General features: G+C 71.7%; 27 protein-coding genes. 12 read left to right on the forward strand and 15 right to left on the reverse strand.

The features are described 5' to 3' along the window. Positions 1-87 precede the first annotated feature (87 nt). Positions 88-783, reverse strand: coding sequence for a haloacid dehalogenase-like hydrolase (locus ACWED2_RS28745; protein WP_449693615.1), 696 nt, complete (start codon positions 781-783; stop codon positions 88-90). A gap of 105 nt (positions 784-888) precedes the next feature. On the opposite strand from ACWED2_RS28745, the gene ACWED2_RS28750 reads away from it, so the two are divergent. Continuing rightward, positions 889-1,881 (forward strand): ABC transporter permease, encoded by a 993-nt coding sequence (locus ACWED2_RS28750; RefSeq protein ID WP_449693616.1) that lies wholly within the window; start codon positions 889-891, stop codon positions 1,879-1,881. Here the strand turns inward: ACWED2_RS28750 and ACWED2_RS28755 are convergent. Together ACWED2_RS28755 and ACWED2_RS28760 are read right to left on the reverse strand one after the other, a co-directional pair. After that, positions 1,819-2,229, reverse strand: a complete 411-nt coding sequence (locus tag ACWED2_RS28755; RefSeq protein WP_285989367.1) for a secondary thiamine-phosphate synthase enzyme YjbQ — start codon at positions 2,227-2,229, stop codon at positions 1,819-1,821. The two genes, ACWED2_RS28750 and ACWED2_RS28755, sit on opposite strands and share 63 nt — an antisense overlap. 10 nt (positions 2,230-2,239) lie before the next feature. After that, on the reverse strand, positions 2,240-3,442 hold the full coding sequence (locus ACWED2_RS28760) for an MFS transporter (protein ID WP_449693617.1): 1,203 nt from the start codon (positions 3,440-3,442) through the stop codon (positions 2,240-2,242). A gap of 83 nt (positions 3,443-3,525) precedes the next feature. Here ACWED2_RS28760 and ACWED2_RS28765 point away from each other — a divergent pair, with 83 nt between their 5' ends. Continuing rightward, on the forward strand, positions 3,526-4,173 hold the full coding sequence (locus tag ACWED2_RS28765) for a TetR/AcrR family transcriptional regulator (RefSeq protein WP_449693618.1): 648 nt from the start codon (positions 3,526-3,528) through the stop codon (positions 4,171-4,173). Here the strand turns inward: ACWED2_RS28765 and ACWED2_RS28770 are convergent. Both ACWED2_RS28770 and ACWED2_RS28775 read right to left on the reverse strand, forming a co-directional pair. Then, positions 4,158-4,802, reverse strand: coding sequence for a response regulator transcription factor (locus tag ACWED2_RS28770; RefSeq protein WP_449693619.1), 645 nt, complete (start codon positions 4,800-4,802; stop codon positions 4,158-4,160). The two genes, ACWED2_RS28765 and ACWED2_RS28770, sit on opposite strands and share 16 nt — an antisense overlap. A 9-nt stretch (positions 4,803-4,811) precedes the next feature. Beyond that, positions 4,812-6,110, reverse strand: a complete 1,299-nt coding sequence (locus ACWED2_RS28775) for a sensor histidine kinase (protein WP_449693620.1) — start codon at positions 6,108-6,110, stop codon at positions 4,812-4,814. 136 nt (positions 6,111-6,246) lie between these two features. Between ACWED2_RS28775 and ACWED2_RS28780 the strand changes: the two genes are divergently transcribed. Both ACWED2_RS28780 and ACWED2_RS28785 read left to right on the forward strand, forming a co-directional pair. Beyond that, complete coding sequence (locus tag ACWED2_RS28780; RefSeq protein WP_449693621.1) at positions 6,247-6,777, forward strand: hypothetical protein; 531 nt, start codon at positions 6,247-6,249, stop codon at positions 6,775-6,777. Further along, positions 6,770-7,576: a hypothetical protein gene (locus ACWED2_RS28785; protein ID WP_449693622.1), complete on the forward strand. Its 807-nt coding sequence runs from the start codon at positions 6,770-6,772 to the stop codon at positions 7,574-7,576. Before ACWED2_RS28780 ends, ACWED2_RS28785 begins: the two co-directional genes overlap by 8 nt. Before the next feature lie 41 nt (positions 7,577-7,617). Here ACWED2_RS28785 and ACWED2_RS28790 read toward each other — a convergent pair whose 3' ends face one another. From ACWED2_RS28790 to ACWED2_RS28800, 3 genes are read right to left on the reverse strand one after another with little or no spacing between them, the layout of a single operon-like run. Beyond that, a complete protein-coding gene (locus tag ACWED2_RS28790) occupies positions 7,618-7,818 on the reverse strand; it encodes a hypothetical protein (RefSeq protein ID WP_086846523.1) in 201 nt (66 codons plus the stop codon). 7 nt (positions 7,819-7,825) lie between these two features. Beyond that, positions 7,826-8,935 (reverse strand): fatty acid desaturase family protein, encoded by a 1,110-nt coding sequence (locus ACWED2_RS28795; RefSeq protein WP_449693623.1) that lies wholly within the window; start codon positions 8,933-8,935, stop codon positions 7,826-7,828. An 11-nt stretch (positions 8,936-8,946) separates the two neighbouring features. Further along, a complete protein-coding gene (locus ACWED2_RS28800) occupies positions 8,947-10,014 on the reverse strand; it encodes a ferredoxin reductase (protein WP_449693624.1) in 1,068 nt (355 codons plus the stop codon). 94 nt (positions 10,015-10,108) lie between these two features. Here ACWED2_RS28800 and ACWED2_RS28805 point away from each other — a divergent pair, with 94 nt between their 5' ends. The 5 genes from ACWED2_RS28805 to ACWED2_RS28825 all read left to right on the forward strand — a co-directional run bounded on the left by ACWED2_RS28805 (position 10,109) and on the right by ACWED2_RS28825 (position 14,505). Further along, positions 10,109-10,768 carry a TetR family transcriptional regulator gene (locus ACWED2_RS28805; protein ID WP_449693625.1) on the forward strand — a complete coding sequence of 220 codons (660 nt, stop codon included), beginning with the start codon at positions 10,109-10,111 and terminating at the stop codon, positions 10,766-10,768. 123 nt (positions 10,769-10,891) lie between these two features. Further along, positions 10,892-12,004 (forward strand): Re/Si-specific NAD(P)(+) transhydrogenase subunit alpha, encoded by a 1,113-nt coding sequence (locus tag ACWED2_RS28810; protein ID WP_449693626.1) that lies wholly within the window; start codon positions 10,892-10,894, stop codon positions 12,002-12,004. Positions 12,005-12,086: 82 nt separating this feature from the next. Continuing rightward, positions 12,087-12,392 carry an NAD(P) transhydrogenase subunit alpha gene (locus tag ACWED2_RS28815; RefSeq protein ID WP_033261827.1) on the forward strand — a complete coding sequence of 102 codons (306 nt, stop codon included), beginning with the start codon at positions 12,087-12,089 and terminating at the stop codon, positions 12,390-12,392. Beyond that, positions 12,389-13,777, forward strand: coding sequence for an NAD(P)(+) transhydrogenase (Re/Si-specific) subunit beta (locus ACWED2_RS28820; protein ID WP_449693627.1), 1,389 nt, complete (start codon positions 12,389-12,391; stop codon positions 13,775-13,777). Before ACWED2_RS28815 ends, ACWED2_RS28820 begins: the two co-directional genes overlap by 4 nt. Next, complete coding sequence (locus ACWED2_RS28825) at positions 13,774-14,505, forward strand: lipoate--protein ligase family protein (protein WP_449693628.1); 732 nt, start codon at positions 13,774-13,776, stop codon at positions 14,503-14,505. The genes ACWED2_RS28820 and ACWED2_RS28825 overlap by 4 nt, the downstream gene beginning before the upstream one ends. Positions 14,506-14,541: 36 nt before the next feature. Here the strand turns inward: ACWED2_RS28825 and ACWED2_RS28830 are convergent, their stop codons facing one another. Beyond that, complete coding sequence (locus ACWED2_RS28830; protein ID WP_449693629.1) at positions 14,542-15,108, reverse strand: Lsr2 dimerization domain-containing protein; 567 nt, start codon at positions 15,106-15,108, stop codon at positions 14,542-14,544. 142 nt (positions 15,109-15,250) lie between these two features. On the opposite strand from ACWED2_RS28830, the gene ACWED2_RS28835 reads away from it, so the two are divergent. Beyond that, positions 15,251-16,639, forward strand: a complete 1,389-nt coding sequence (locus ACWED2_RS28835; RefSeq protein WP_449693630.1) for a dihydrolipoyl dehydrogenase family protein — start codon at positions 15,251-15,253, stop codon at positions 16,637-16,639. A 3-nt stretch (positions 16,640-16,642) separates the two neighbouring features. Here the strand turns inward: ACWED2_RS28835 and ACWED2_RS28840 are convergent, their stop codons facing one another. Continuing rightward, positions 16,643-18,787, reverse strand: coding sequence for a hypothetical protein (locus tag ACWED2_RS28840; protein WP_449693631.1), 2,145 nt, complete (start codon positions 18,785-18,787; stop codon positions 16,643-16,645). Positions 18,788-19,057: 270 nt separating this feature from the next. On the opposite strand from ACWED2_RS28840, the gene ACWED2_RS28845 reads away from it, so the two are divergent. Continuing rightward, positions 19,058-19,561, forward strand: coding sequence for a DUF3145 domain-containing protein (locus ACWED2_RS28845; protein WP_026469134.1), 504 nt, complete (start codon positions 19,058-19,060; stop codon positions 19,559-19,561). 32 nt (positions 19,562-19,593) lie between these two features. Next, positions 19,594-20,187 carry a hypothetical protein gene (locus ACWED2_RS28850; protein WP_449693632.1) on the forward strand — a complete coding sequence of 198 codons (594 nt, stop codon included), beginning with the start codon at positions 19,594-19,596 and terminating at the stop codon, positions 20,185-20,187. A 53-nt stretch (positions 20,188-20,240) separates the two neighbouring features. Here the strand turns inward: ACWED2_RS28850 and ACWED2_RS28855 are convergent, their stop codons facing one another. The 5 genes from ACWED2_RS28855 to ACWED2_RS28875 all read right to left on the reverse strand — a co-directional run bounded on the left by ACWED2_RS28855 (position 20,241) and on the right by ACWED2_RS28875 (position 25,168). Further along, on the reverse strand, positions 20,241-21,491 hold the full coding sequence (locus ACWED2_RS28855; RefSeq protein ID WP_449693633.1) for a beta-ketoacyl-[acyl-carrier-protein] synthase family protein: 1,251 nt from the start codon (positions 21,489-21,491) through the stop codon (positions 20,241-20,243). A gap of 28 nt (positions 21,492-21,519) precedes the next feature. Further along, positions 21,520-21,765, reverse strand: a complete 246-nt coding sequence (locus ACWED2_RS28860) for an acyl carrier protein (RefSeq protein ID WP_004559006.1) — start codon at positions 21,763-21,765, stop codon at positions 21,520-21,522. 74 nt (positions 21,766-21,839) lie between these two features. Then, entirely contained in the window at positions 21,840-22,823 is a 984-nt protein-coding gene (locus ACWED2_RS28865; RefSeq protein WP_449693634.1) for a beta-ketoacyl-ACP synthase III, read from the reverse strand. After that, complete coding sequence (locus tag ACWED2_RS28870) at positions 22,820-23,743, reverse strand: ACP S-malonyltransferase (RefSeq protein ID WP_449693635.1); 924 nt, start codon at positions 23,741-23,743, stop codon at positions 22,820-22,822. Before ACWED2_RS28870 ends, ACWED2_RS28865 begins: the two co-directional genes overlap by 4 nt. A 210-nt stretch (positions 23,744-23,953) precedes the next feature. Then, on the reverse strand, positions 23,954-25,168 hold the full coding sequence (locus ACWED2_RS28875; protein ID WP_449693636.1) for a PucR family transcriptional regulator: 1,215 nt from the start codon (positions 25,166-25,168) through the stop codon (positions 23,954-23,956). Positions 25,169-25,185: the final 17 nt, after the last annotated feature.

Raw genomic sequence — 25,185 nt, forward strand, 5'->3', positions numbered from 1 at the left:
GGCGCCGCGGGCATCAGGCAAGGGAACGAGATTTCCCCTAGGGGTGTCGTACTTTCGGCTGAGGGATGTCCCCCCTGAAGGAGGACGTCAGCCGAGGACCGCGCGCCGGACCGCTTCGGTGTCGGTCAGGTCGGGCAGCACGGTGTGCGCGCCCTCGGCCAGCAGTTCCTCGGCGGAGTAGTGCCCGGTGGCCACGGCGACGGAGACCGCGCCGTTGGCCACCGCGGCCCGGACGTCGTTCGGTGTGTCGCCGATGACGACCACGGCGTCGGCGTCGAACTCGGTGCCGTGCTTGGCCGCCGCCAGGCCGACCGCGTGCGGGACCAGGTCCGGGCGGTGCACCGACAGCGTGCCGTAGCCGCCGATTTCCAGGTCGAGGTGCTCGTCCAGGCCGAAGGGGGCGAGCTTGTGCCGGGAGATCTCCGGCAGGTTGCCGGTGACGAGCGTCTGCACGACGTCTCCGCCGGTGGCGAACGCGGACAGCGCCTCGGCCGCGCCCGGCAGCGCGCGGGCCGTCTCCGCGAAGGTGTGCCGGTGGCGCTCCGACTCCGCCACCAGGGCCTTGAACAGCGCCTGGATCGTCTCTTCCGCGGCTTCGAAGCCGTTCGCGGTGAGCAGGTCGGTCGTCGTCGCGCGTTCCGTGCGGCCGCCGAACACCGGGTGCACGCGCAGGGCCGCCCCGGTCGCGGCGGTGAACGCGGTCCCGTACCAGGCCGCGCCCAGTTCGGAGAAGTCCACGAGCGTGTGGTCGATGTCCCAGAGCACCAGCCGCTTCTTCGTCACGGCTCCGAGGCTACCGGGCCCGTTATTCAACGCCCGTTGACTTTCGGTCGGGTGGGTCGTACCTTGAGGCGTAATTCAACAAGTGACGAATAAGTGGAGGCAGTGATGACCCGTCCCGCAGGGGCGCTCGCCCTGGTCGCCGCCCTGGCCGGCGCGCTGGTGGCGGTGGTGCTCGGATTCCTCACCTTCGGCGCACAGGCCACCGTCGCGCCCGACGGCGTCCCGGTCGCCGTCGCCGCACCGCCGGAGATCGCGCAGCGCATCGCCGCGCACGGCGGCGGCCAGCTCGCCTGGACCGTCGCGCCCCCGGCCGAAGCGCGGCAGCTGCTGGAGGACAAGAAGGTCTACGGCGTGCTCGAACTCGGGCCGGGACCGGCCGCCACCGTGGTGACGTCGGGCGCGGTCAACCCGGCGGGCACCCAGGTCGCGCAGCAGGCGCTGACCGGCGCCGCGACCGCGCTGGCCGGCCCGCCGAAGCAGGAGGTCCTGCACCCGGCGGGGCTCGCGGGCCGGGTCGCGCCGCTGGCCGCGAGCGCGCTGGCGTGGATCGGCGCGCTCGTCGCGGGCCTCGCCTTGACGCAGCTGGCCAAGCGGACCGGCCGGACGGTCGGGGCCGGCGCGCGGTTCCTGCAGGTCATCGGGGTGGGCGTGCTGATCACGGCGACCGTGGCCGGGTTCTTCGCGCTGTGGGACTCGTCGCTGCCGCTGACCGCCGACGTCCTCGGCTTCGTCTTCCTCGCGGCCACGGCGTTCGCGGCGCTGCAGGCCGGCCTGCTGCGCCTGCTGGGCCTGCGCGCGATGGCCGTCCTCGCGCCGCTGTACCTGGTTGCGCCCGCGGTGGCCGGGCAGGTGCCGGAGCTGCTGAACCCGGCCTACCGCGCGCTGCTGTGGTCGTGGACGCCGTTCCGGTTCTCCACGGAAGGCCTGCGCAGCCTGCTGCAGGGTGTGCCGGACGCGCCCGACGTGACGACCGCGCTGTGGGTGCTCGGTGCCCTGCTGGCCGCGGGCCTGCTGGTGGCGCTGTGGCCGGCCCGGTCAGCCCGCCAAGAGGCTGAAGCGCACCTTGCGGACGGGGTTGTCGAGGTTGGTGTCCACTAGGCAGATCGACTGCCAGGTGCCCAGCGCCAGCACGCCGCCGAGCACCGGGACCGTCGCGTAGGGCGGCACCAGCGCCGGGAGCACGTGGTCACGGCCGTGACCCGGGCTCCCGTGCCGGTGCCGCCAGCGGCCGTCGCGGGGGAGCAGCTCGTCGAGCGCGGTCAGCAGGTCCTCGTCGCTGCCGGCCCCGGTCTCCAGGATGGCCAGCCCGGCGGTGGCGTGCGGGACCCAGACGTGCAGCAGCCCGTCGGCCGCGTCGGCGTCGCGCAGGAAGGCCTCGGCTTCGTGGGTGAGGTCGTGGACGACGGCTTCGGAGCCGGTGCGGACCTCGATCTCGGTGGAGTACATGCGGTCCAGCCTAGGGAGCCACCGGCTCCTTCGCGGGCTCGCCGGTGATCGTGAACGCGAACGCCGTCAACGCCGCGAGGAGCACCGCGCCGGCGAGGTAGGGGACGACCGGAGTGATCTCGTAGAGGCCGGTGCCCAGCAACGGCCCGCCCATGAACGCCAGGGCGCTGCTCGACCCCATGAGCCCGGCGACGGCGCCTTGTTCGTCGCGGGTGGCCAGCAGGGTCGGCGCGGACATGAACCCCGGCGTCGCGAACCCCATCCCGGCGCCGAGCACGGCCACCCCGACGCCCAGGAGCGGCCCGGTCGAGCCGGCGGCCACCGCGAGCATCCCGCCGGTCATGACGACCGCGCCGACCCGGACCAGCCGCATCGGCGGCCACGCCAGCCGGGGGACGACGGCCACCTGGACCAGGATGATCATCCCGGCGCCGGCCAGCATGACCAGGCTGGTGACGCGGCCGGTGTCCTGGCCGGTCAGCAGCAGGCGGTCCTGCACGAGGAAGCCGACGGTCATCAGGACGATCGCCAGTGCGAGGTACAGGCCGAAACCGATGGTGAGGAACGGGAACAGGCGCTTGTCGAACGGGCTGACCTTCACCGTCGCCGGCGGCGCCTCGCGCTTCCGCGGCTTCGGCAGCGCGAACGTGATCACGACGCCGATCCCGGCCAGGACGACCGGGGCGGCGTAGACCGGGACGAGCAGGTTCCCGGTGAGGCTCAGCAGGCCGCCCAGCGCGGGGCCGGCCGCGAGCGCGAGCCCTTGGGCCGCGCCGAAGACCGCCATCCCGCGGACCCGCTCGGCCGGGCCGTCGGTGACGTCGGCGATGTAGGACTGCGCTGTCACCGGCGTCGCGGCCCAGGCGAGGCCGAACAGGACACCGCGGGTGAGCAGGACGGCCGCGAACAGCACCGGCACGGCAAGGGCCTTCGCCAGGCCGAGCTGGGCGACGACGGCGAACCCGAGCAGGCTCGCCATGGCGCCGAACAGGGAAAACAGCAGCACCGGCCGGTGTCCCCACTGCGCGGTGCGGCGGCCCCAGAACGGGCTCGCCAGCACGACACCCGCGCCGCCGACGGCCCAGACGGCGCCCAGCGCGAACTCGCTGAACCCGAATTCGCGGGCCAGCGGCGGCAGGATCGGATTGAGCAGCTGCTGGCCCGCCATCAGGCCGAACACGGCCAGGCAGACGACGAGGACCGGTCGTTTCATGTCGCACCCCCAAGTGTAGTTTTCGAACGTGTTCCGAAAGTAGCACCGGGCGGCCGGAGCTGTCGACCGGGCATGATGGGGGCGTGCCACGCATCGGGCGGCCGCCCACGACGTCCCGCGAGCAGATCCTCGAAGCCGCGCGGGCGATCCTCGACCGCGACGGCCACGAGAAGCTGACGATCCGCCGGCTCGCCGCGGAGCTCGGCGTCGGTGCGACGACGCTGTACCACCACGTGCGCGACAAGGACGACCTGCTGATCCAGCTGCTCGAGCACTACGCCGGGCAGCTGCCGCGGCCCGCGCTGCCGGACGATCCGCGGGAGAAGATCATCGCCGCGGCCACCCTGATGCACGACGCGCTCGCCGGTCGGCCCGAGATCGCCGAGGTGCTCACGGCCGACGACTTCCTCGGCGAGTCGGCGCTGTGGATGGTCGACGCGATCGTCGGCGGCGCGCTGGGCTGCGGGTGCGCGCCCGAGCGGGCCGTCGAGCTGTACCGCAACGTCTGGTACTTCACGATCGGCGAGATCCTGGTCCGGGCGCGCGCCGGGCGGCGGGCGGCCGAAGACCGCCCCCGCCACCGTGACCGGGTGTTCGCCGAGCTCGACGCGGCCCGCTTCCCGCACCTCGCCGCCGTCGGCGGCCGCTGGCCGGAGCTGAGCGCGCGCGACACCTACCGGGCGGGGTTACGCGCCTTCGTCGACGGGCTGCTCGCTCAGGATTCGAGGTAACGCAGCACCGCGAGCACCCGGCGGTTGTCCCCTTCGGACGGTGGCAGGCCGAGCTTGCCGAAGATCGACGTCACGTACTTCTCCACCGAGCCGGGCGAGAGGAACAGCCCGGTCGCGATCGCCGAGTTCGAACGGCCTTCCGCCATCAGGCCCAGCACCTCGCGTTCCCGCGGGGTCAGCCCGCCGAGAGCGTCCGTTCGGCGCGTAGCCGAAAACAGCTGGCTGACGACCTCCGGGTCCAGGACCGTTTCGCCGTCCGCGACCCGGCGCAGCGCGTCGAGGAAGTCGGAAACCTCGGCGACGCGGTCCTTGAGCAGGTAGCCGACGCCGCCCGCGCGATCGGCCAGCAGCTGGGCCGCGTACTTCGTCTCGACGTACTGGGAGAACAGCAGGATCGCGCAGCCCGGGAGCTCGCGGCGCAGCGCGATCGCCGCCCGCAGGCCTTCGTCGGTGTGCGTCGGTGGCATCCGGATGTCCACAATGGACACGTCGGGTGCGTGGTCTTCGACGGCGGCCCGCAGCGCGTCGGCGTCCTTCACCGCGGCGGCGACCTCGTGGCCGCGGAAGGTCAGCAGCTCGACGAGGCCCTGGCGCAGGATGGTGGAGTCCTCCGCGATGACGATCCGCATGCCGCGACCCTAGCGGGGCAGCGGCACCCGCGCGGAGACTTCGGTCGGACCGCCCGGCGGGCTGGTGACGGTCAGCTCGCCGTCCACCGTCCGCAGCCGGTCGGCGACGCCGGCCAGCCCGCCGCCCGGCACGATCCGGGCGCCGCCGGGGCCGCTGTCGCGCACCCGCAGGCGCAGGACGTCCCGTTCTTCGGTGACCTCGACCAGGGTCGTCCCGCCGTGCTTCGCGGCGTTCGTGAGCAGCTCGGCGGCGCTGAAGTAGACGATCGTCTCCAGCGAGGGCGGCGGGCGGCGCGGCAGGTCCACCGCGACCCGGGCGTCGATCCCGGACGTCGCGACGAGCGTGGCGAGGGCGACGTCGAGCCCCGCGTCCAGCGCGGCCGGGTGGATGCCGCGGGCGAGGTCGCGCAGCTCGGTGAGGGCCTGCTTGGCGTTGGCGTGCGCGGCGGCCACCAGCTCCTTGACCTGCGGCAGGTCGACGTCGGCGAGTTCGTCCTTGGCGAGGCCGAGCTTCATCGCGAGGGCGACGAGCTGAGCCTGCGCGCCGTCGTGGAGGTCGCGTTCGATGCGCCGCAGCCGCAAGGCGGCGTCCTCGACCGCGGTCGCGCGGCTCGCTTCGAGGTCGCGGACGCGTTCGGACAGCACGCGTTCGCCGAGCAACCCGACGACCAGCAGCCGGTCGAGGGCGGCGAAGGCGTGCGTCACCCGCGGCAGCGCGGCCAGCACCACCAGCCCGGACGCCGTCCAGGCGAGCGCGGCGGGCCAGTGCTCGGCGCGGATGTCGAACACGGGCAGCCGCCGTTCGCCCAGCGGGAACCAGAAGAACGAGTAGGTGGTGGCGGCGAAGCTGTAGAGGGTCGCGGCGAAGACGGTGAACAGGCCGGCGACGGTCAGGGGCAGCCGCAGGAGCAGGTAACCGACGGCCCGCCAGCCCGCGGGATCGCCGACGCGCGCTTTGACCCAGCTCCACAGGCCGGGCTTGAGCTCGGGCCGCCGCGGCACGGGAACGCTGACGCCGAGCAGGGCTTTCGCGAGCCTGCGGTGGGCGGCGCCGAGGCCACGGGCGTAGAAGACGGCGCCCGCGAGCACCAGGAAGCCCAGCAGGACGGGGGTGAGCCAGAGGCCGAGCGCGAGGACGACGAGGAAGGTGATCAAGGCAACGGCGGTGAGCGGGGCGGCGAGCCAGAGCCAGAGGTACTCGGCCCGGAAGTCCCGCGTGGCCAGGGGGCCGAAGACGCGGCGCAGCGGGTGGGGTGGGTCGAGGGTGGTCACTCGTCCAGTGTTCCCCGGGGCGGCCGGGCTGCCCATGGGGTTTTCCCCCGAGTTCGTTACGGAACACCGCAGGGGTACACCGTCGGCAACGATTTCATCACTTGGTTAACGGACCGGACAGCTTGCGCGACCCCGGTGTACGCGCTGTCGAAAATGTTCGGAGGCGGCCGCTGTGATCGCATTCTTCGGCTGGGCCTCGGCGACCTGGATTCAGGTGGCCGGCTGGTTTCTTTTCGCCAGCCTCGTGTACTTGCTGGTGTTCGCTCACCGGATTCCGTTCAGCGTGGCGTACGTGAAGAATATTTCTGGTTTGTCGGTCCTGGATACGAGGTTCGCGTTCGGTGCCGACCAGGGTGCTGCGGTGTTGGCGGCGCTCGGCGAAGTGGGCCGCCGGCACCACGTGTACTTCCAGGTCGCCGATCTCGGGTTCGTCCTGGTTTATGTGGTGGTCCTGTCCGGAAGCCTCTTCGCGTTGTCCGGCAGCGTGATCTTGGCGACGGTCCCGGTGGTCGGGGCGTTGGCCGACCTTGTCGAGGACTCCGGGATTCTCGTTGCGTTGCACAAATTTCCGGTGCCTGCGCGGCCGGCCCTGGCGGTCGCCGGTTCGGCCGGTGCTGTGAAACACATCTGCTTCTGGTCATCGGTCATCGCGGTCGTGGCAGGTGTGGGAGTCGTGCTGATCCGGAGGTTGTTCCATGCCTGAAAACGACAATGCCACGGGAACCTACTTCACCCTTCGCTTCGTGCTGATCATTCTGGTTTCGCTGCTTGCCGCCTCGATCGGCCTCCACATGCTCGCGCATGGCGGGTGCCTGCAGGACTCGATCAGCGGGTACTACTACACGTCTTCGCAGGCGATGTTCGTCGGCATGCTGTGCGCGATCGGTGCGTGCCTCATCATCTACCAGGGGGACAACGTCGAGAACGCCATTCTCGACTTCTCCGGCATCATGGCCTTCGTGGTCGCGTTCGTTCCCGCCGAGGTCGACAACACCTGCAATATCGCCGACCTCGTGGGCATCGAGACCACTGCCGAAGCGTCGACCACCTTGCCGCCCGTGCTCGTCGCCGCCATCGGGGCCGGGATCTGGGCTGTCGTGAAGCGACAGCGTGGCGAGGCGGGAGGGTGGGCCACCGGGCTGCGGTTCGCGGCACTGGCCGTAGTGGCCGGTATGGCCTTCTGGGCTGGGCTGTTCCCCCGGCATTTCGGGGTGCACGGACACATGACCGCTGCTGTGTCGATGTTCGCCGGGATGGTCCTGGTGGTGGGGTGGAACTACTGCGACACCAAGCGCAAGCGTTATGGCGTGGTCTTCTGGGCCATGATGGTGACCCTGGTCTTCTGGCTGGCAGTGCTGGTGTTCTTCCCCATTTCCCACCTGACGCTGATAGTCGAGGCGGTGCTGATCGCCGAGTTCGCCTGGTTCTGGATATGGCAGACGGCGGAATTCCGAGCAGGTGCGAACGGCCACTCGAGGAGATCAAGGGGTGGCACGGCGTGAGGGCCTCCCCGAAACCCGAAGAGGCCCTCACGACACCCGCGTCACGGCGCGTCCGGGTCGTCCTCCCGGGCCCGCTGCGCGGCTTCCCGCATCTCGATGACGTCGGTGAGCCAGTCACCCGTCTCCCGGGCGATGTCGCGGATCGCGCCCGTGATGATCGACGCTATGTTGCCGACGTGCGTCGCCGCTGATTCGGTGATCACCTGCAGGGTGTCCTTCTCTCGTTCGAACTGGCCCACCATGTCACCCTCACGCTGCTCGGAGCTGCTGCCGGTCGGGTTCCACGGTAGCCGGGGACTGCGGGGCGGGCAGGGCCAGCTTCACGATCTTCTTCGCCACCGACCAGAGCTGCTTGCGCAGCGGCCCCGTGTGGTACGGCAGCCCGTACTTCTCGCAGATCTCGCGTACCTCGCCGGCGATCTGCGGGTACCTGCGCGCCGGGATGTCCGGGAACAGGTGGTGCTCGATCTGGTGGGACAGGTTGCCGCTCAAGATGTGGAACAGGGGACCGCCCGTGATGTTCGCCGAACCCAGGATCTGGCGCAGGTACCACTGGCCGCGGGACTCCTCCGCCGTCTCCTCCTCGGTGAAGCTCTCCACGTCCGCCGGGAAGTGGCCGCAGAAGATGATCGCGAACGCCCACAGGTTGCGGGTCAGGTTCGCCGTCGCGTTGCCGAGGAACGTCAGCGGGGCCAGCGGTCCGGTCAGCAGCGGGAACAGGACGTAGTCCTTGCCGATCTGCCGCCCGGCCTTCCGCACGATGCGACGCAGCACCGGCACGTTGTCGGCCCAGGTCCGCGAACCCTTGACGACGTTCTCGACCTCGAGGTCGTGCAGCATCACGCCCCACTGGAAGAAGATCGCCAGCAGCGTCGCGTACACCGGGTTGCCGAGGTAGTACGGGTGCCACTTCTGGGCGGTGTCCATCCGCAGGATGCCGTAGCCGACGTCACGGTCCTTGTCGACGATGTTCGTGTACGTGTGGTGGATGTAGTTGTGCGAGTGCCGCCAGTTCTCCGCCGGCGCCACCGTGTCCCACTCGAACCGCTGCGAGCTCAGCGCCGGGTCGCGCGTCCAGTCGTACTGGCCGTGCATGACGTTGTGGCCGATCTCCATGTTGTCCAGGATCTTGGCCAGCGACAGCGCGCCGACGCCGGCCAGCCACGCCGGCGGGAAGAAGCCGGCGAACAGCAGCGCCCGCCCGGCCACCTCCAGGCCGCGCTGCGTCTTGATGACGTTGTGGATGTAGTCGACGTCCTCCTGGCCCAGGTCGTCGACGATCCGCTGCCGCAGCGCGTCGAGCTCGCGGCCGAACTCCTCGACCTGTTCCGGGGTCAGGCGGTCCTGCAGACCGGTCATGGCAGTTCTCCCTAAGCGTCGATCTCGACGTCCCCGACCGGGACGGAGATGCAGAGCTGGATTTCTTCGTCTTCGTCGCCGGAAACCTCGCCGGTGCGCGCGTTGCGGACCCGCCCGGCGGTCTTCAGCTGGGTGCACGAGAAGCAGATGCCCATCCGGCAGCCGTGCTCGGGTGCCAGCCCGGCTTCCTCGGCCTGCTCCAGCAACGGCTTCCCCGAGTTGGCGCACTCCCGGCCGCTGCGGCGGAACCGCACCCGGCCTTCGGCGTCCGCCGTGTCGAAGGTCAACGCCGGCGGCGTGAACTCTTCGGTGTGCACGCGTTCACCCAGTTCCTCGCGCACGGCGTCCATCAGCGGCTTCGGGCCGCAGACGAACGTCTCCGCGTCGCGGAACCACGGCGCGACCCGCGCCAGGTGCTCCGGCGTGAAGAACCCGGTCAGGTCGCCGCCCTTCGAGTGGGTGTAGGCCTGCACGACCCGCAGCCCGGGGTGCCGGGCGGCGAGCTCGGCCAGCTCGGTGCGGTAGAGCGCATCGGCCGGACCGTTCGAGTAGTGCAGGAACACGATCTCGCCCGGGTGGCCCTCCGCGACCAGCGTGCGCGCCATGGCGAGCACCGGCGTGACGCCGCTGCCGCCGCTGATCAGCAGCACGCGGTCCGGGCGTTCCGCGGGCAAGATGAAACCGCCGTCCGGAGTGGACAGGTTGACGACCGAGCCGACCCCGATCGCCCGGTTCAGGTGCCCGGAGACCAGTCCCTGCTCCTTGACCGTGAACTCCAGTTCGCCGTCGTACTGCGAACCGCACGGCGAATAGCAGCGCGTGCGCCGGACGCCGTCGATCTCCACCTGCAGGCGGACGTACTGGCCGGCGGTGAAGCCGGGCCACGCGCGGCTGGGCCGGACGGTGAGGGTGACGCTGTCCGGCGTCTGCTTGCGCACCGCCGTGACCAGCCCCCGGATCTCGCGGCGGACCAGCATCGGGTCGACGAGCTCCAGGTACCGGTCCATCCCGTGCGGCGTCAGCAGCGCCTCGGCCAGCGAGGCGAGGCCGCGTACCCGCCGGGGGATGAGCGCCGTCATCTCCGAACCTCCTCGATTACAGTGAACGACTGTACACTCAACAGTGCACTGCAGGAGTGGACGCCCTGTCAACGCGAGACCCCGAGGATGTGACGTGAGCAACGCGGTGGACACCCGTACGCTGGACAACGTGTCCGAACCACTGACGCCGGTGAGCCGCCAGGAGCGCAAACTGCGCACCCGCCAGGCACTGCTGGACACGGCCCTGGAGCTGCTGGCCGACCGGCCGTTCGCCACGCTCTCCCTGCGCGAGGTCGCGAAGGGCGCCGGCATCGTCCCGACCGCCTTCTACCGGCACTTCGCCTCGATGGACGACCTGGGCGTCGCCCTCGTCGAAGAGGCGACGCGCACCCTGCGCGGCATGATCCGCTCCGCCCGCACGGATCCGGACACCTACCAGGGGATGATCAGCGCGTCGGTGAGCACGCTGCACCAATTCGTCCGGGCGCACGAGGACCACTTCCGGTTCCTGACCCGCGAGCGGTACGCCGGCGGCTCGCTCGCCGAGGCGATCGGCGTCGAACTGCGGCTGTTTTCCGGTGATCTCGCGATCGACCTCGCCCGGTTCCCGAAGCTGCGCGAGTGGAGCACCGAAGACCTCCACATGCTGGCCGACTTGATCGTTTCCGTGATGCTGACGACCATTGTCGAACTGCTGGAAGCCCGCCCAGGTCAGGACGCGAAAATCACCGGAACGGCGGAAAAACGGCTGCGCCTGGTCCTGCTCGGCGTCCCGCACTGGAAAAGCAGCTGAACGTTTCCTCGCCGCCGCTCGTATCTTCTGGCACAACCGCGAGACTTGCGACCCACGTCACTGGGGACTGTCGGTCCGACGTGGTACAACCCTCGGATCGTGCCTCGCCGATGAGGAGGTCGTGTGGCGGACAGCGAACAGAGTCAGCAGCTCACCGTGGGTGTGGTGGCCGAAGCACGCCCCGGGGAGCGGCGGGTGGCGATGGTGCCCAAGCTCGTCGGGCGGCTCGCGCAGCGCGGGCTGCGCGTCGTCGTCGAGCCGGGTGCCGGGTCCGGCGCGCACCTGAGTGACGACGCGTACACCCGAGCGGGCGCCGAACTCGGCGACGCCTGGGGCGCGCCGATCGTCGTGAAGGTCAACCCGCCTTCGCCGGAGGAAGTCGCGAAACTGAGCCGGGGCGCCGTGCTCGTCGGTTTCCTCGATCCACGCGGAAACCCGGAAGGGCTCGCGAAGCTCGAAGAAGCGGGATTGCGCGCCTTCGCGATGGAGGCGGTCCCGCGGATTTCCCGGGCGCAGGCGATGGACGCGCTGTCGTCGCAGGCCAGCATCGGCGGCTACCGCGCGGTGCTGCTGGCCGCGCAGAAGCTCCCGCGGTTCTTCCCGATGCTCACCACTGCGGCCGGCACCGTCCCGCCGGCCAAGGTGCTGGTGCTCGGCGCCGGCGTCGCCGGTCTGCAGGCGCTCGCCACGGCGAAGCGGCTCGGCGCGCAGACCACCGGCTACGACGTGCGGCCCGAGGTCGCCGAGCAGGTGAAGTCGCTGGGCGCGCAGTTCCTCGACCTCGGCATCGAGGCGGTCGGTGAAGGCGGGTACGCCCGCGAGTTGACGCCGGAGGAGCGTGCGGAGCAGCAGCGGCGGCTCACCGAAGCCATCACGAAGTTCGACGTCGTGATCACCACCGCGCTGGTCCCGGGCCGCAAGGCGCCGACGCTGGTCACCGCGGACGCCGTCAAGGGCATGCCCGCCGGGTCGGTCGTCGTCGACCTCGCCGGCGAGACCGGCGGCAACTGCGAGCTGACCAAGCCGGGTGAGGACGTCGTGGAGCACGACGTCACGATTTCGTCCCCGCTCAACCTGCCCGCCGAAATGCCTTCGCACGCCAGCGAGCTCTATGCCCGCAACGTCGTCGAGCTGCTGGAGCTGCTCGTGACGAAGGAAGGCGCGCTGGAGCTGAACTTCGAAGACGAGATCGTCGCCGGTGCCTGCGTGGCCGGGCGCGAAGGGAGCGCCTCGTGAACGAGCTTGCGAGTGAACCATTCAACACCGCGTCTTCGGCGAACGGCGCACCGAGCGTCAGCGAGGTGGGCGCGTGAGTCCTCTGGTGCAGAACCTGGCGGTGCTCGTGCTCGCCGGGTTCGTCGGCTTCGCCGTCATCTCGAAGGTGCCCAACACCCTGCACACGCCGCTGATGTCGGGCACCAACGCCATCCACGGCATCGTGCTGCTGGGCGGGCTGGTCGTGCTCGGCCTCGGCGTCGACGGCGTGTTCAACAAGATCCTGCTGGTGATCGCGATCGCCTTCGGCACGATCAACGTCGTCGGCGGGTTCCTGGTCACCGACCGGATGCTGTCGATGTTCAAGGCCAAGAAGCCCGCCCCGGCCGATGAGGAGGAGACGAAGTGACCGACTTCATCGCGATCCTCTACATCATCGCGTTCGCCCTCTTCATCTACGGCCTGATGGGCCTCACCGGTCCGCGCACCGCGGTCCGCGGCAACTGGATCGCCGCGGTCGGCATGGGCATCGCCGTCGTCGCCACCCTGCTCACCCCCGGGATGGGCAACTGGGTGCTGATCGCCCTCGGCGTCGGGATCGGCGTGGTCGTCGGCGTCCCGTCCGCGCGCAAGGTCAAGATGACCGCGATGCCGCAGATGGTGGCGCTGTTCAACGGCGTCGGCGGCGGCGCGGTCGCGCTCATCGCCTGGGTCGAGTTCAACTCCACCGGGGGCTACGCGCACGAACCGGCGTACATCGCGATCGCGTCGCTGTTCGCCGCGATCATCGGGTCGATCTCCTTCTGGGGCTCGAACGTGGCGTTCGGCAAGCTCCAGGAGCTGATCAGCGGGCGCCCGATCACCCTGGGCAAGCTCCAGCAGCCGGTCAACCTGCTGCTCCTGGCGGTCGCGGTCGTCTGCGCGGTGCTCATCATCACCGGCAACGACAGCGAGCTGCTGATCATCGGGCTGCTCGTCGCGGCGGGCGTCCTCGGGCTCACCGTGGTGCTGCCGATCGGCGGCGCGGACATGCCGGTGGTGATCTCCCTGCTCAACGCCTTCACCGGCCTCTCGGCCGCGGCGATGGGCCTGGCGCTGGACAACACCGCGCTGATCGTGGCCGGCATGATCGTCGGCGCGTCCGGTTCCATCCTGACCAACCTGATGGCCAAGGCGATGAACCGGTCCATCCCGGCGATCGTCGCGGGCGGCTTCGGCGGCGGTCCGGCGGTCGCGGCCGGCGGCGGGGAGAAGGAAGCGCGCCCGGTGCGCTCGACCAGCGCGGCCGACACCGCGATCCAGATGGCCTACGCCAGCAAGGTCGTCGTGGTGCCGGGGTACGGCATGGCCGTGGCGCAGGCGCAGCACACCGTCCGCGAGATGGCGAAGCTGCTGGAGAAGAAGGGCATCACGGTCGCGTACGCGATCCACCCGGTGGCCGGCCGGATGCCGGGGCACATGAACGTGCTGCTCGCCGAGGCCGACGTGCCCTACGAGCAGCTCAAGGAGATGGACGAGATCAACTCCGAGTTCGCCCAGACCGACGTCGCGCTGGTGATCGGCGCGAACGACGTCACGAACCCGGCCGCGCAGACCGACCCGAGCTCGCCGATCTACGGGATGCCGATCCTCAAGGTCAACGAGAGCCGGTCCGTGATCGTCTTGAAACGCGGGATGAGCTCGGGCTTCGCCGGGATCGACAACGACCTGTTCTACGATCCGAAGACCAGCATGCTCTTCGGGGACGCCAAGTCGTCGGTGGGCGAGATCGTGGAGGAACTCAAGGCGCTATGACGACCGGGTCGGATGTTCGTGCGGCGTTCACGGATCCGGCCGAGAATCTCGCTTTCGACGAAGCGCTCCTCCGGGTTGCGCCCGAGTCACCGGTGCTGTGGCTCTGGCGCAACCCGGTTTGCGTCGTGGTGGGCCGCGGGCAGCGGATCGCCCGCGAAGTGCGCGTTTCGGAGTGTGCGCGTGACGGCGTCCCGGTGCTGCGGCGGGCCAGCGGCGGCGGCACGGTGTTCCACGACCCTGGGAACCTGAACGTGACTTTGGTTCTGCCCGGCCCGGCCGACCGGCCCCTGGAGGCGCTCGGCCAGGTGATGAGCGCCGCCGTCGACCAGCTCGGGCTGGTGCCGCGGATCGGCGACCGCGGGCTGTTCGTCGGTGACGCGAAGCTGTGCGGGTTCGCCGTGTTCCGCACCAAGACCGGCCTGCTGGCCCACTCGACGCTGCTGGTCGAGACCTCAGCCGGGCTCGTGGGTCGGTACCTGACCAGCGCGCCGCCGGACCCGCGGCCGCTCGACTCGCACCGCAGCCCGGTGGCGTCGCTGGCCGAGCACGGCCTGCGGCCCGGGTTCCCGGCGGTCGAGGCCGCGGTGCGCGCGGCGGCATCTCAGCTGCTCGGGACGTTCGTGCCCCGCCCGCCGTCGGCGGCCGAGCTGGCGCGGCAGCGGGCGCTGCTGCACACCCGCTACCGCTACCCGTCCTGGCACGCCGACGGCGCCCAGCGCGCCGCCTGACCCGGCTTCGACCGGGGGCTTCTGTCTACTGTGGACTTACTCGGCCGCCGAGAACGTGACGGTCGGCACCTTGCGCGCGGCCGCCCGGGTGGGGGTCTTCGGCTCCGCGGCCTTCCTGGTGGGCGCGGGCTTGGCGGGCTCGGCCTGCGCGGGCTCGGCCTTCGCGCGGGTCGGCTTGGCCGCGGTGGCCTTCGCCTTGGTGGCCTTCGCCTTGGTGGACGCGGCCTTGGCCGGTGCGGCCTTGGTCGTCGCAGCCTTGGCCGGTGCGGCCGCGGCCGATGCGGCTTTGGCCGGGGCAGCCTTGTTCGTCGCGGCCTTGGCGGAGGCGGCCTTGGCGGAGGCGGCCTTGACGCGTGCGGTCGTTCCGGCGGCCGCCTTCGGCGGGGTCTTCTTCGCGCCGGGGACGATCCGCGGGCGGTTCTTGCGGCCGCCGGTGCGGCGGCCGGCGTCGGCGTACCGCTGGAGCAACTCGCGCAGCGCCTCGGCGTTGGCGAAGGAGAGGTCGATGTCGTAGTCGATGCCGTCCAGCCCGAACCCGACGGTCTCCGCGGCGGCCTCGCCGGTCAGATCATCCAGCACCTGTACAGCCGTGTTCTTGGCCACGACAAACCTCCCGTGCTCGAACGTGTGATGTGTTCGCGTGCACCGGGCCCGACGGCACGCGGTGCCGCCGAAACTTGCAGCTTCCTGACGGAGGATAGCCGTTGGCTTGCGTGATCCCGCGTGGTGGTGTGCGCTGAACCCCATGGCTGGAGAGACTTTTGACGTAGTGGTGGTCGGCGCGGGTCCGGTGGGGGAGGTGGCCGCCGAACGGGCGGCCCGCGGAGGCCTGAAGGTCGCCCTCGTCGAGCACGAACGCTTCGGTGGCGAGTGCTCCTACTGGGCCTGCATCCCGAGCAAGGCGTTGCTGCGGCCCGGAAATCTGCTGGCCGCCGCCAAGCGGGTGCCCGGCGTGCCGGTCGGCGACCGGATCGACCCGGCGGCGGTGTTCGCGCGCCGTGACTGGTTCACCGGCAAGGGCGACGACTCGGGGCAGGTCGACTGGGCGCGCGGGGCGGGCATCGAACCGGTTCGCGGCCACGGGGAAATCACCGGTGAGCGGGAAGTGACCGTCGGCGGCGACCGCGTGCTGACCGCGCGGCACGCGGTGATCGTCTGCACCGGCAGCGTCCCGAGCACGCCGTCGATCCCCGGGCTCGACACGATCCGGCCCTGGGGTTCGCGGGAAGCGACGTCGGCGTCTTCGGTGCCGGCCCGGCTCGGCGTCCTCGGCGGCGGCGTGGTCGGCGTCGAGATGGCGCAGGCGTTCGCGTCGCTCGGCTCGGAGGTCCACCTGGTGATCAGCGGACCGCGGCCGCTGCCGCGCACCGCGTCGTTCGCCGGTGACCTCGTGCTGGCGGGGTTGCGGGAAGCGGGCGTCGTCGTGCACACGGAGTCGGGTGTTTCGCAGGTGGCCGCCGGGCAGTTCGGGACCGAGCTGACGCTGAAGGACGGTTCGGCGCTCGTCGTCGACGAGTTCCTGGTGGCGACCGGGCGCCGTCCGGCGACCGCCGGGCTCGAGCGCTTCGGCATCGAGCCGGGGCAGCCGCTGGAGGTGGACGACACCGGCCGCGTGTCCGCAGTGGACGGTGGCTGGCTGTTCGCGGCCGGCGACGTCACCGGCCGGGCGCCGCTGACCCACCAGGGCAAGTACGGCGCCCGCGCGGCCGGCGACACGGTGGCGGCGCTGGCCGCGGGCAAACCGGTGTCCGCTTCGCCGTGGAGCCCGTTCACGGCCACGGCCGACCACCACGCGGTGCCGCAGGTGGTGTTCACCGACCCGGAGGTCGCGGCGGTCGGCCTGGCGGACGCGCGGCCGGGTTCGGCGGACCGCGTCGTCGACATCGACATCGCGGTGGCGGGCTCGTCGCTGCACGCGGACGGCTACACGGGCAAGGCCCGGATGGTCGTCGACACCGAGCGGAACGTGCTGCTGGGGGTGACGTTCGTCGGCCAGGACGTCTCGGAGCTGCTGCATTCGGCGACGATCGCGATCGTCGGCGAGGTGCCGCTGGACCGGCTGTGGCACGCGGTGCCGTCGTTCCCGACGATCAGCGAGGTCTGGCTGCGGCTGCTGGAGGCGTACGGGCTCTGAGGGTCACCGGGCGGGCAGGTCGAGGGCGGCCGCGGCGGCCCTGACCAGGCCGGGATCGTCCGGAGTGGACGGTCCCGGCGCCCAGACGGCCTGCACGATCCGCACGGAGGAGCCGTCGAGCTTGCTGGCGTAGGCGGCGTTCTCGAACCGCGGCGCGGGGGTGGCGCCCCACTGCCCGGTCTCGGTGGCGAGGTCGAGGACACCGCCCCCGCCGGGCGTGTCGGTCACGGCCTTGAAGGCGGCGGCCTGGCCGGCATCGGGGAACTCGACGATCCCGACGGTGACGGCCCCCGCACGGCCGTCGACGGTGGCGGCGTAGCTGGCGCGTTTGACGCCGGAGCAGCTGGTCTGCTGCAGGCTGGCTTGGGCGTCGCCGAAGGCGTGGGAGGCGCAGCGCTGGTCCCCGCCGGCGGCGCGGAGGTCGAACCGGAGACTGCGGACCGGGGTGGTGACCGGCGCGGCGGTGGCGGTGCTCGCCGGCGGCGGGGCGGGCGCGGCGGCGGTGCCGTCACCGGTGGTCGCGACGGCAATGGCGGCCACGGCCAGCAGGACGAGCGCACCGATGGCGCCGAGGGGCAGCCACCGGACGGTCTTCGGGGCGGCGGCGGGTTCGGGCTTGGGCCGCGGGCGAGGGAAGGGCTGCGGGGCGGCCGAGGGAAGCGGAGGGAGCGCGGCTTGGGCCGGGCTGGGCCCGGGTCCGGCTTCGGCCTCCTGCGGTCCGGTGGGTTCGGGTGCCGGCCTGGCTTGGGCGGGCTGCTCGGGCGCGGTGGGGCCCGGGGCGGCTTGTTCCGCTTCGGGGGATCGCGGTGCCGGGTGCTCGGGCGCCTGCCCGGCTTCGGCGGGGAGGCCGAGATCGGTGGTTCGGTCGCTGTCCGGTGCGGGGAGGCGGAGGTTTTCGGTTCGCTCGGGCGGCGTGGCTTCGGGTGCGGCGGGGGCGGGTTCGGCCGGCCGGGCTTCGGCGGCAGGGTCGGCGGCCGCGGTTCGGTCGCTGCCCGGTGCGGGGAAGCGAAGGTTTTCGGTCCGCTCGGTCTCCGCGGCTTCGGGTGCGGCGGGGGCGGGTTCGGCCGGCCGGGCTTCGGCGGCAGGGCCGGCGGCCGCGGTTCGGTCGCTGTCCGGTGCGGGGAGGCGAAGGTTTTCGGTTCGCTCGGTCTCCGCGGCGGAGGATTCAGCCGGTTCTGCATCATCCGGCGGGGTGGCATCGCCCGATCGGGGTGATTCCGCGGTTTCGGTACCGGGGAAGACCGGGCGCGGCGCGGGATCGGGCGCCTGGGTGGGAGGCGCGATCACCTCGGTGCGCTCGGCTTCGGGCGAGGGGGAGGTGGTTTCGGTACCGGGGAAGACCGGTCGCGCCGCGGGGGCGACCGGGTGGCCCGGTTCCTCCTGCGGGTCGGGGGCCGGGAGCTCGGGTTGTGGCTCGGCTTCCACCGGTGTCTTGGTCCGCCAGCCGGCCGGGCTGGCCGAGACCGGCGTGTCCGCCGAAATCGCCGCGGGCGGCGGGACCGCCGCCGGTTCGTCCCAAAGGGACTCCGGGGGTGCGTCGTCCGTCAACCGGCTGAAGCCCTCGCCCAGCAGGACCTCGTCCGACAGCTCCGGTGCCGACGGCGCCAGCCCGCGGATCAACGCCCGCGCCTGGTCCACCGAGCGGGGGCGGTGGGCCGTCGCCAGCGATACCGTGGCCGCCAGCATCGTCGTCGGCGTCGGGTGCAGGACCCGGACCGGGCCGGCCAGGTCGGCCGCCGGCTGGTCCACCGTCTCCACGTACGGCCCCACCGCGATGATCGTGCCCACCGGGGCCGTGCCCGGGACCAGTGCTGCAACATGCCGTTCGCAAGCCTGGGAAACGTCCAGGGCCTCCGTTGCCGGGTTCACCGAATCGTCGTCGGCGACCAGTGGCCAGCCGTCGGCCTTCCACGGCCCGCCCAGTGGTGCCTCCAGGCGCAGGGCCGGGTCCGGCAGGTCCACGCCGATCACGATGATCACGCCGTGGGGCAACACCACCACCGCCTCGATCGGGCGCTCGGTCACCCCGCCGACACCCACCAGGGCGACCCCGCCGATCACGGTGCTGCCACGGCCCAGGGACGCCAGTGCCGCCCGGATGTCGTCCGCCACCCGGGACTGCTGCCGCTCCAGGCGCACCAGTCGCACCGCTTTCCCTCCCTGGTCGTCGTTCCGGGTCAACACGCTAGCGCGCCCAGCGCGATGATCCGTGCGACACGGGCGCGCCGCGGCCGCTTGCCCTCCGAAAGTGGGGCGGCGGGTGACTTGTGGTGTTCATGTGGCCAAACAGCACGGTTGGGGTGCAGAATGTGCTACAACGCATCGGAGGCGGCATTCGGGAGCCGCGCTGAGGCCCGCGCTGCAGCTCGGAGTAGGGCGTAGGGGAAGACGTCCCTCGTCGAGCAAGCGGAGGTAGCAGTGAGCACCCGTGGCAGCACCCGAGGTGTGGTGTACGTCCACTCGTCGCCGTCTGCGGTGTGTCCGCACGTCGAGTGGGCCATTTCGGGCACCCTGGGTGCCCGCGTTGACCTGAAGTGGACGGCGCAGCCGGCCAGTCCGGGTCAGCTTCGCGCCGAGTGCGGCTGGCGCGCGCCTGCGGGCACCGGCGCCAAGCTGGCGGCGGCGCTCAAGGCGTGGCCGATGATTCGGTTCGAAGTCACCGAAGAGCCCAGCGCGGGCGTCGACGGCGAGCGGTTCTGCTTCGCGCCCGGCCTCGGCCTGTGGCACGGCCGGACCAGCGCCAACGGCGACATCGTGGTGGGCGAGGACCAGCTCCGCGCGCTCGTCAGCATGACCCGCGGGGGCGAGTCCCTCGCGCACAAGCTGGACGAGCTCCTGGCCGCGAGCTGGGACGAGGCGCTCGAGCCCTTCCGCCACGCCGGCGACGGCGCGCCGGTGACCTGGCTGCACCAGGTCGGCTGAGCCCCGCGGCGGGGGCCGGTACGCTTTCCGGCGTGACCACCCCCGCCCCCAGCTCTCGCCAGCGCTGGCTGGTGCCCGTCGTGGTCGTGGTGCTGTCCGTGACCATCGGCGGCGGCCTGCTCGCGCGCGAAATCTACCGCCGTCCGGACCAGCCCGCCGACGACGCCTCCATCGCGGTGTCGACGCCGGCGTCGTCCAGCAGCGGCGCGCCGGCCGCGGTGGACGACGTCCGGATGACCGACGACGCCCGGGCCCACCCGCAGGCCGACGCCGTCCGCAAGCTGCTGAAGAAGTACTTCGCGGCCATCAACACCAAGCAGTACCAGCAGTGGACGGACGTGGTCACCGAAGACCGGGCCGCGGGGCAGCCGCGGGCCGACTGGCTGAAGGGCGTTCGCACCACAAAGGACACCGACGCCCTCGTCTACCGGATCGAGCGCTCGCCCGCCTCCTCGCTGCGGGTCCTGGTCGGGTTCACCAGCAGGCAGAACGTCGAGGACGCCCCGGTGTTCTTCCGCGAGCCCTGCATCAAGTGGCGGCTCGTCATGCCGGTGGTGATCGAGAAGAACGCCCTGCGGGTCGCCGCCGTCGACGGTGGGCCGCCGCCCGAACACGAGAAGTGCTGAACGCGAAGAAGGGCCCGGCTCGAGAGCCGGGCCCTTCTTCAGTTCCAGGACCGTCAGGCCGCCGGGGTGAACAGCAGCGCGGTGTTGTGGCCGCCGAACCCGAACGAGTTGCTGATCGCCGCGGTCAGCTCGACCTTGCGCGGCTCGCCCGCGACGACGTCCAGCTGCACCCGGGGGTCCAGGTCGGTCAGGTTCCGGGTGGCCGGCACCAGGCCGTGGTAGAGCGCCAGGATCGTGATGATCCCCTCGACCGCGCCGGCTCCGCCGACGAGGTGGCCGAGCGAGCCCTTCGGCGCCGTCACGACCACGTGCTCCCCGATCGCGTTGCGGATCGCCGCCGCCTCGCCGATGTCACCGACCACAGTGGACGTCGCGTGCGCGTTCACGTGCCCGACGTCCGCCGGGCTGACCCCGGCCATCTTCATCGCCGCGCGCATCGCGGCGATCTGGCCGATGCCCTCGGGGTGGTTGCCGGTGATGTGGTAGGCGTCCGAGGTGATGCCGTGCCCGGCGAGCGTCGCGTAGACGCGCGCCCCGCGGGCCTTCGCCAGGTCCGCGCGCTCCAGGATGACCACGCCGGCGCCCTCACCGAGGACGAAGCCGTCGCGGTTGGCGTCGAACGGCCGCGACGCGCTCGCCGGGTCGTCGTTGCGCGTGGAGACCGTGCGGGCCTGGGCGAACCCGGCCAGCGTGATCGGGTGGATGCACGCTTCGGCGCCCCCCGCGATCACGACGTCGGCGCGCCCGGAGCGGATCATCTCCACGCCGCTGGCGATGCCCTCGGCACCGGAGGCGCAGGCCGAGGCCGGGGAGTGCACCCCGGCCCGCGCCTTGAGGTCGATGCCCACGTGCGCGGCCGGGCCGTTCGGCATCAGCATCGGCACGGTCAGCGGCGACACCTTGCGGAGACCCTGCTGGTGCAACAGGTCGTTCTGGGTGAGCAGGGTGACCGGGCCGCCGATGCCGGTGCCGATCGACACGCCGAGGCGGTCGGGGTCGACGTCGGTGTGCTCGTCGGTCGGCTCGGTGTACCCGGCGTCGGCCCACGCCTGCCGGGCGGCGATCAGCGCGACCTGCTCGCAGCGGTCCAGCCGGCGGGCCTGCACCCGCGGGAGGACCTCCGAGGGATCGACGGCCAGCTGACCGCCGATCTTGACCGGCAGCTGCAGCTCCTCGACCCAGTCGGCCTCGATCGCGCGAACCCCGCTCGCCCCGGCCAGCAGACCGTCCCAGGTGGACGTGACGTCCCCGCCGAGCGGTGTGGTGGCGCCGAGACCGGTGATCACGACGTCGATGTTGCTCATGGGAGTCTCCTCAAGGAGGGAAGAGGACTTACTTCGAGTTGGCCGACACGTAGTTCACCGCGTCGCCCACGGTCTTCAGGTTGGCGAGCTCGTCGTCCGGGATCTTGACGCCGAACTTGTCCTCGGCCTGCACGGCGATCTCGACCATCGACAGCGAGTCGATGTCCAGGTCGTCCACGAACGACTTCTCGGCGGTGACGTCGTCCTGAGCCACACCGGCGACCTCTTCGACGATCTCGGCGAGGCCGGCGAGGATCTCAGCGTTGTCAGCCATGGGGTTGTTCCCTTCTCGGTCTTTCTGGGGGTCTGTTGCCCTCGGGCGAGTGCCCGCGGGGAGCGTAACGGTGATCAGGGGCAGATGAACGCCTGCCCGGCGTAGGACAGGCCCGCGCCGAACCCGACCGCCAGCACCACGTCGCCGGTCTTCGCCGTCCCGGCCTTGCGCATGTGGTCCAGCGCGAGCGGGATGGACGCCGACGAGGTGTTGCCGGAGTACTTGATGTCGTCGGCGACGACCATGTCGTCGCGGGCGCCGTTGGCCCGCAGCTTCTTCGCGATCGCCTCGACGATGCGCAGGTTGGCCTGGTGCGGGATCAGCACGTCCACATCGGACGGCTTCAGCCCGGCGACCTCGAGCGCGCGCAGCGCGATCGGTGCGATCTGGGTGGTCGCCCACCGGAAGACCGACTGGCCCTCCTGGTAGATGTACTTCTGGTCGCGCATGTAGATCAGGTCGACCAGCTCGCCCGCGCTGCCCCAGGAGACCGGGCCGATCTCCGGCTCGTCGGAGGCGCCGACCACCGCGGCGCCCGCGCCGTCGGCGAAGATGATCGCGTTGGCCCGGTCGACCGGGTCGACGGAGTCGGTGAGCTTCTCCGCGCCGATGACCAGGACCTTCTTGGCCGAGCCCGCCCGGATCAGGTCCGAGGCGACACCCAGGCCGTAGCAGAAGCCGGCGCAGGCGGCGTTGAGGTCGAACGCGCCGGGGGCCGGGATGCCGATCCGGGCGGCCACCTGGGCGGCGGCGTTCGGGATGAGCGTCGGCATGGTGCAGTTCGGCAGGATCACCGTGTCCACTTCGGACGGGTCGACGCCGGCGTCTTCGAGCGCGGCCTTGCCGGCGGCGACGGCGAAGTCGGTGAGCAGCTCGTCCTTCTCGGCGAACCGGCGCTCGACGATCCCCACGCGCGCCTGGATCCACTCGTCGCTGGTCTCCATGATCTGCGAGAGGTCGTCGTTGGTGACGATCTTCTCGGGCTGCGCGCTGCCGATGCCCAGCACGCGGCTGCCGCGGGAGCCGGGGTTCAGGCTCAGGGCGGGTCGGTCGGTCACGAGGCGTCCTCCTGGCGCAGTGCCGCCAGCTCGGCCGGCGTCTTCAGCGCGGTGGTAGTGGTGACGACGCCCTTGAGCTGCCGCTTGACCAGGCCGGTCAGGGTGCCCGCGGGCGCGAGTTCGATCGTGCGGGTGACGCCGAGGGAGGCCAGGCCGTCCATCGTCAGGTCCCAGCGGACCGGGCGGGTGACCTGGGAGACCAGCCGCGCCAGGTACTCGGCGCCGCTGGTGACGACGGCACCGTCCGCGTTGGACAGCAGCGGGCGGGTGGGGTCGGCCGGGGTCAGCTCGGCGGCGTGGGCGCGCAACGCCTCTTCGGCGGGCGCCATGTAGCGCGTGTGGAACGCGCCGGCGACCTTGAGGGCGCGGATCTTCGTGCCTTCGAGGGGCTCGGCGACGATCTTCGCGATCGTGTCGGCGGCACCGGAGGCGACGATCTGCCCGGCGCCGTTGCGGTTGGCCGCGGTCAGGCCCTGCTCTTCGAGCCACGCGACGACCTGCTCGGGGTCCCCGAGCATGACCGCGGCCATCGACGTCGGTTCCAGCGCGCACGCCTTCGCCATCTCGGCCCCGCGGACGGCGGCGAGCGCGACGGCGTCTTCGGGCTTCAGCACCCCGGCGATCGCGGCGGCCGCGAGCTCGCCGACGGAGTGGCCGGCGACCGGCGCGTCCGCGGGCACCGGCGCGGTGGCCTGGAGGTGCTCGAAGGTGAGCAGCGACAGCGCGACGATCAGCGGCTGGGCGATCGCGGTGTCCTGGATCTCGTCGGCGTCCGCCTCGGTGCCGAGGCGGAGCAGGTCGAGCCCGGCGCGCTCGGACCACTGCGCGACGCGCTCGCGCGCGCCGTCGAGGTCGAGCCAGGGCGTGAACATACCGGGGGCCTGGGACCCCTGACCGGGAGCGAGGACTGCTGCTGTCACCCTTCAAGACAACACGGGAGAAGGTGTTTTCCGGGATGCCGACGTTCACAGTGTCTGTGCGGCGTCTTTGTCGGAAACCTCCAAAGAAGCGCCGCAGGAGCTCGCGCGTAACCCGGATGCCTTGTCGGGTTCAATCACCTTTCGCTGTTAAGTCCATCACGTGACGGCCGTCTCGGGAAGGGGCTGACCGGACGCACTCGAAGCGGGTGCTCACCAGAGGCCGCGAGCGCGAGCCAGCCGTCCGACGGTCAGCGCGATCCGCAGCACCAGGGCGTCCCGCGGGTCGGTGGCCTGGCAGCCGGTCAGGTCCGCCGCCTTCCGCAGCCGGTAGCGGACCGTGTTGGGGTGGACGAACAGCGTCTTCGCGCACGTCTCCAGCACCCCGCCGCTCTCCAGGTACGCCTCCACCGTGCGCTGCAGGGTGGACCCGGCCTCCTCCAGCGGGCGCGCGATCGTGTCCACCAGCAGGCGCTCGGCCTCCGCGTCGCCCGACAGGGCGCGCTCGGGCAGCAGGTCCGCCGACCGCACCGGCCGGGGCGCCCCCGGCCAGCCGACCACCGCCCGCAACCCCGACAACGCCTCCGTCGCGCTGTGGTGTGCCTCCGCCAGCGTCGGCACCGTCGGGCCGGCGACCACCGGGCCCTCGGCGAAGGCCACCGACATCCGGGCCAGGATGTCCCGCTCCTTCGCCCCGCCGTCGGTCGGCCCGCCGACCACGACCACCAGTCGCGAACCCTGCACCGACAGCAGCACCGGGCGGCCGACGCGGGCCGCGCGGCTGCGGACCTCGAACACCACCGTCGGCGGGTCCTCCGACGGCGGGTTGCCGACCAGCACCGTGGCGGCGGCGGAGGGGTCCCAGCCCAGTGCCGTCGCCCGGGAGAGCACCGACTCCTCGGCGTCGCCGCGGACGATGCCGTCGACGACCAGCGCCTCCAGCCGGGCGTCCCAGGCACCGCGCGCCTCCGCCGCGGCGGCGTAGGAGTTCGCCGCCGCGAAGGCGATTTCCCGGCCGTAGCGCAGGATCCCTTCGATCAACGCGGCGCGTTCCGCTTCGTTCGCGGCGAAATCGGGCAGCTGTTCCTCGAACACCTCGATGGCCAGCCGCACCATGCCGACCGCCTGGCGCAGGCTGATCCAGCGCGACAGCTCGGCCGGCGCGTCGCGGAACGCCTCGGTGGTGAGCTTCAGCGCCTCTTTGGAGTCCCGCAGCCAGTCGACGAAACCGGCGGCCCCGGCCTGGGTGATCAGCAGGACGCTCGCGCGCTGGTCGGCGGGCAGCCGGGCGAACCAGGGCAGCCGCCGCTCCATCACCGCGATGCTCGCGCTCGCCAGGCTGCCGGACGCGTGCTCCAGCCGCCGGAGCGTCTTCGCGGACAGTCCGTGGTGCTTCGGCACCCGGCGCGGGGCGGTGGTTCCATCCATGGCGCCCGCGATCCTAC

The organism is Amycolatopsis sp. NPDC005003 (assembly GCF_053600695.1).

Excerpts from the sequence above, each read along its gene's own strand:
- ACWED2_RS28855 (WP_449693633.1), bottom strand. The coding sequence starts at position 21,491 with ATGAGCAACATCGACGTCGTGATCACCGGTCTCGGCGCCACCACACCG.
- ACWED2_RS28755 (WP_285989367.1), bottom strand. The coding sequence starts at position 2,229 with ATGTACTCCACCGAGATCGAGGTCCGCACCGGCTCCGAAGCCGTCGTC.
- ACWED2_RS28795 (WP_449693623.1), bottom strand. The coding sequence starts at position 8,935 with ATGACCGGTCTGCAGGACCGCCTGACCCCGGAACAGGTCGAGGAGTTC.
- ACWED2_RS28860 (WP_004559006.1), bottom strand. The coding sequence starts at position 21,765 with ATGGCTGACAACGCTGAGATCCTCGCCGGCCTCGCCGAGATCGTCGAA.
- ACWED2_RS28750 (WP_449693616.1), top strand. The coding sequence starts at position 889 with ATGACCCGTCCCGCAGGGGCGCTCGCCCTGGTCGCCGCCCTGGCCGGC.
- ACWED2_RS28835 (WP_449693630.1), top strand. The coding sequence starts at position 15,251 with ATGGCTGGAGAGACTTTTGACGTAGTGGTGGTCGGCGCGGGTCCGGTG.
- ACWED2_RS28790 (WP_086846523.1), bottom strand. The coding sequence starts at position 7,818 with ATGGTGGGCCAGTTCGAACGAGAGAAGGACACCCTGCAGGTGATCACC.
- ACWED2_RS28785 (WP_449693622.1), top strand. The coding sequence starts at position 6,770 with ATGCCTGAAAACGACAATGCCACGGGAACCTACTTCACCCTTCGCTTC.
- ACWED2_RS28775 (WP_449693620.1), bottom strand. The coding sequence starts at position 6,110 with ATGGGCAGCCCGGCCGCCCCGGGGAACACTGGACGAGTGACCACCCTC.
- ACWED2_RS28825 (WP_449693628.1), top strand. The coding sequence starts at position 13,774 with ATGACGACCGGGTCGGATGTTCGTGCGGCGTTCACGGATCCGGCCGAG.
- ACWED2_RS28760 (WP_449693617.1), bottom strand. The coding sequence starts at position 3,442 with ATGAAACGACCGGTCCTCGTCGTCTGCCTGGCCGTGTTCGGCCTGATG.
- ACWED2_RS28770 (WP_449693619.1), bottom strand. The coding sequence starts at position 4,802 with ATGCGGATCGTCATCGCGGAGGACTCCACCATCCTGCGCCAGGGCCTC.
- ACWED2_RS28875 (WP_449693636.1), bottom strand. The coding sequence starts at position 25,168 with ATGGATGGAACCACCGCCCCGCGCCGGGTGCCGAAGCACCACGGACTG.
- ACWED2_RS28800 (WP_449693624.1), bottom strand. The coding sequence starts at position 10,014 with ATGACGGCGCTCATCCCCCGGCGGGTACGCGGCCTCGCCTCGCTGGCC.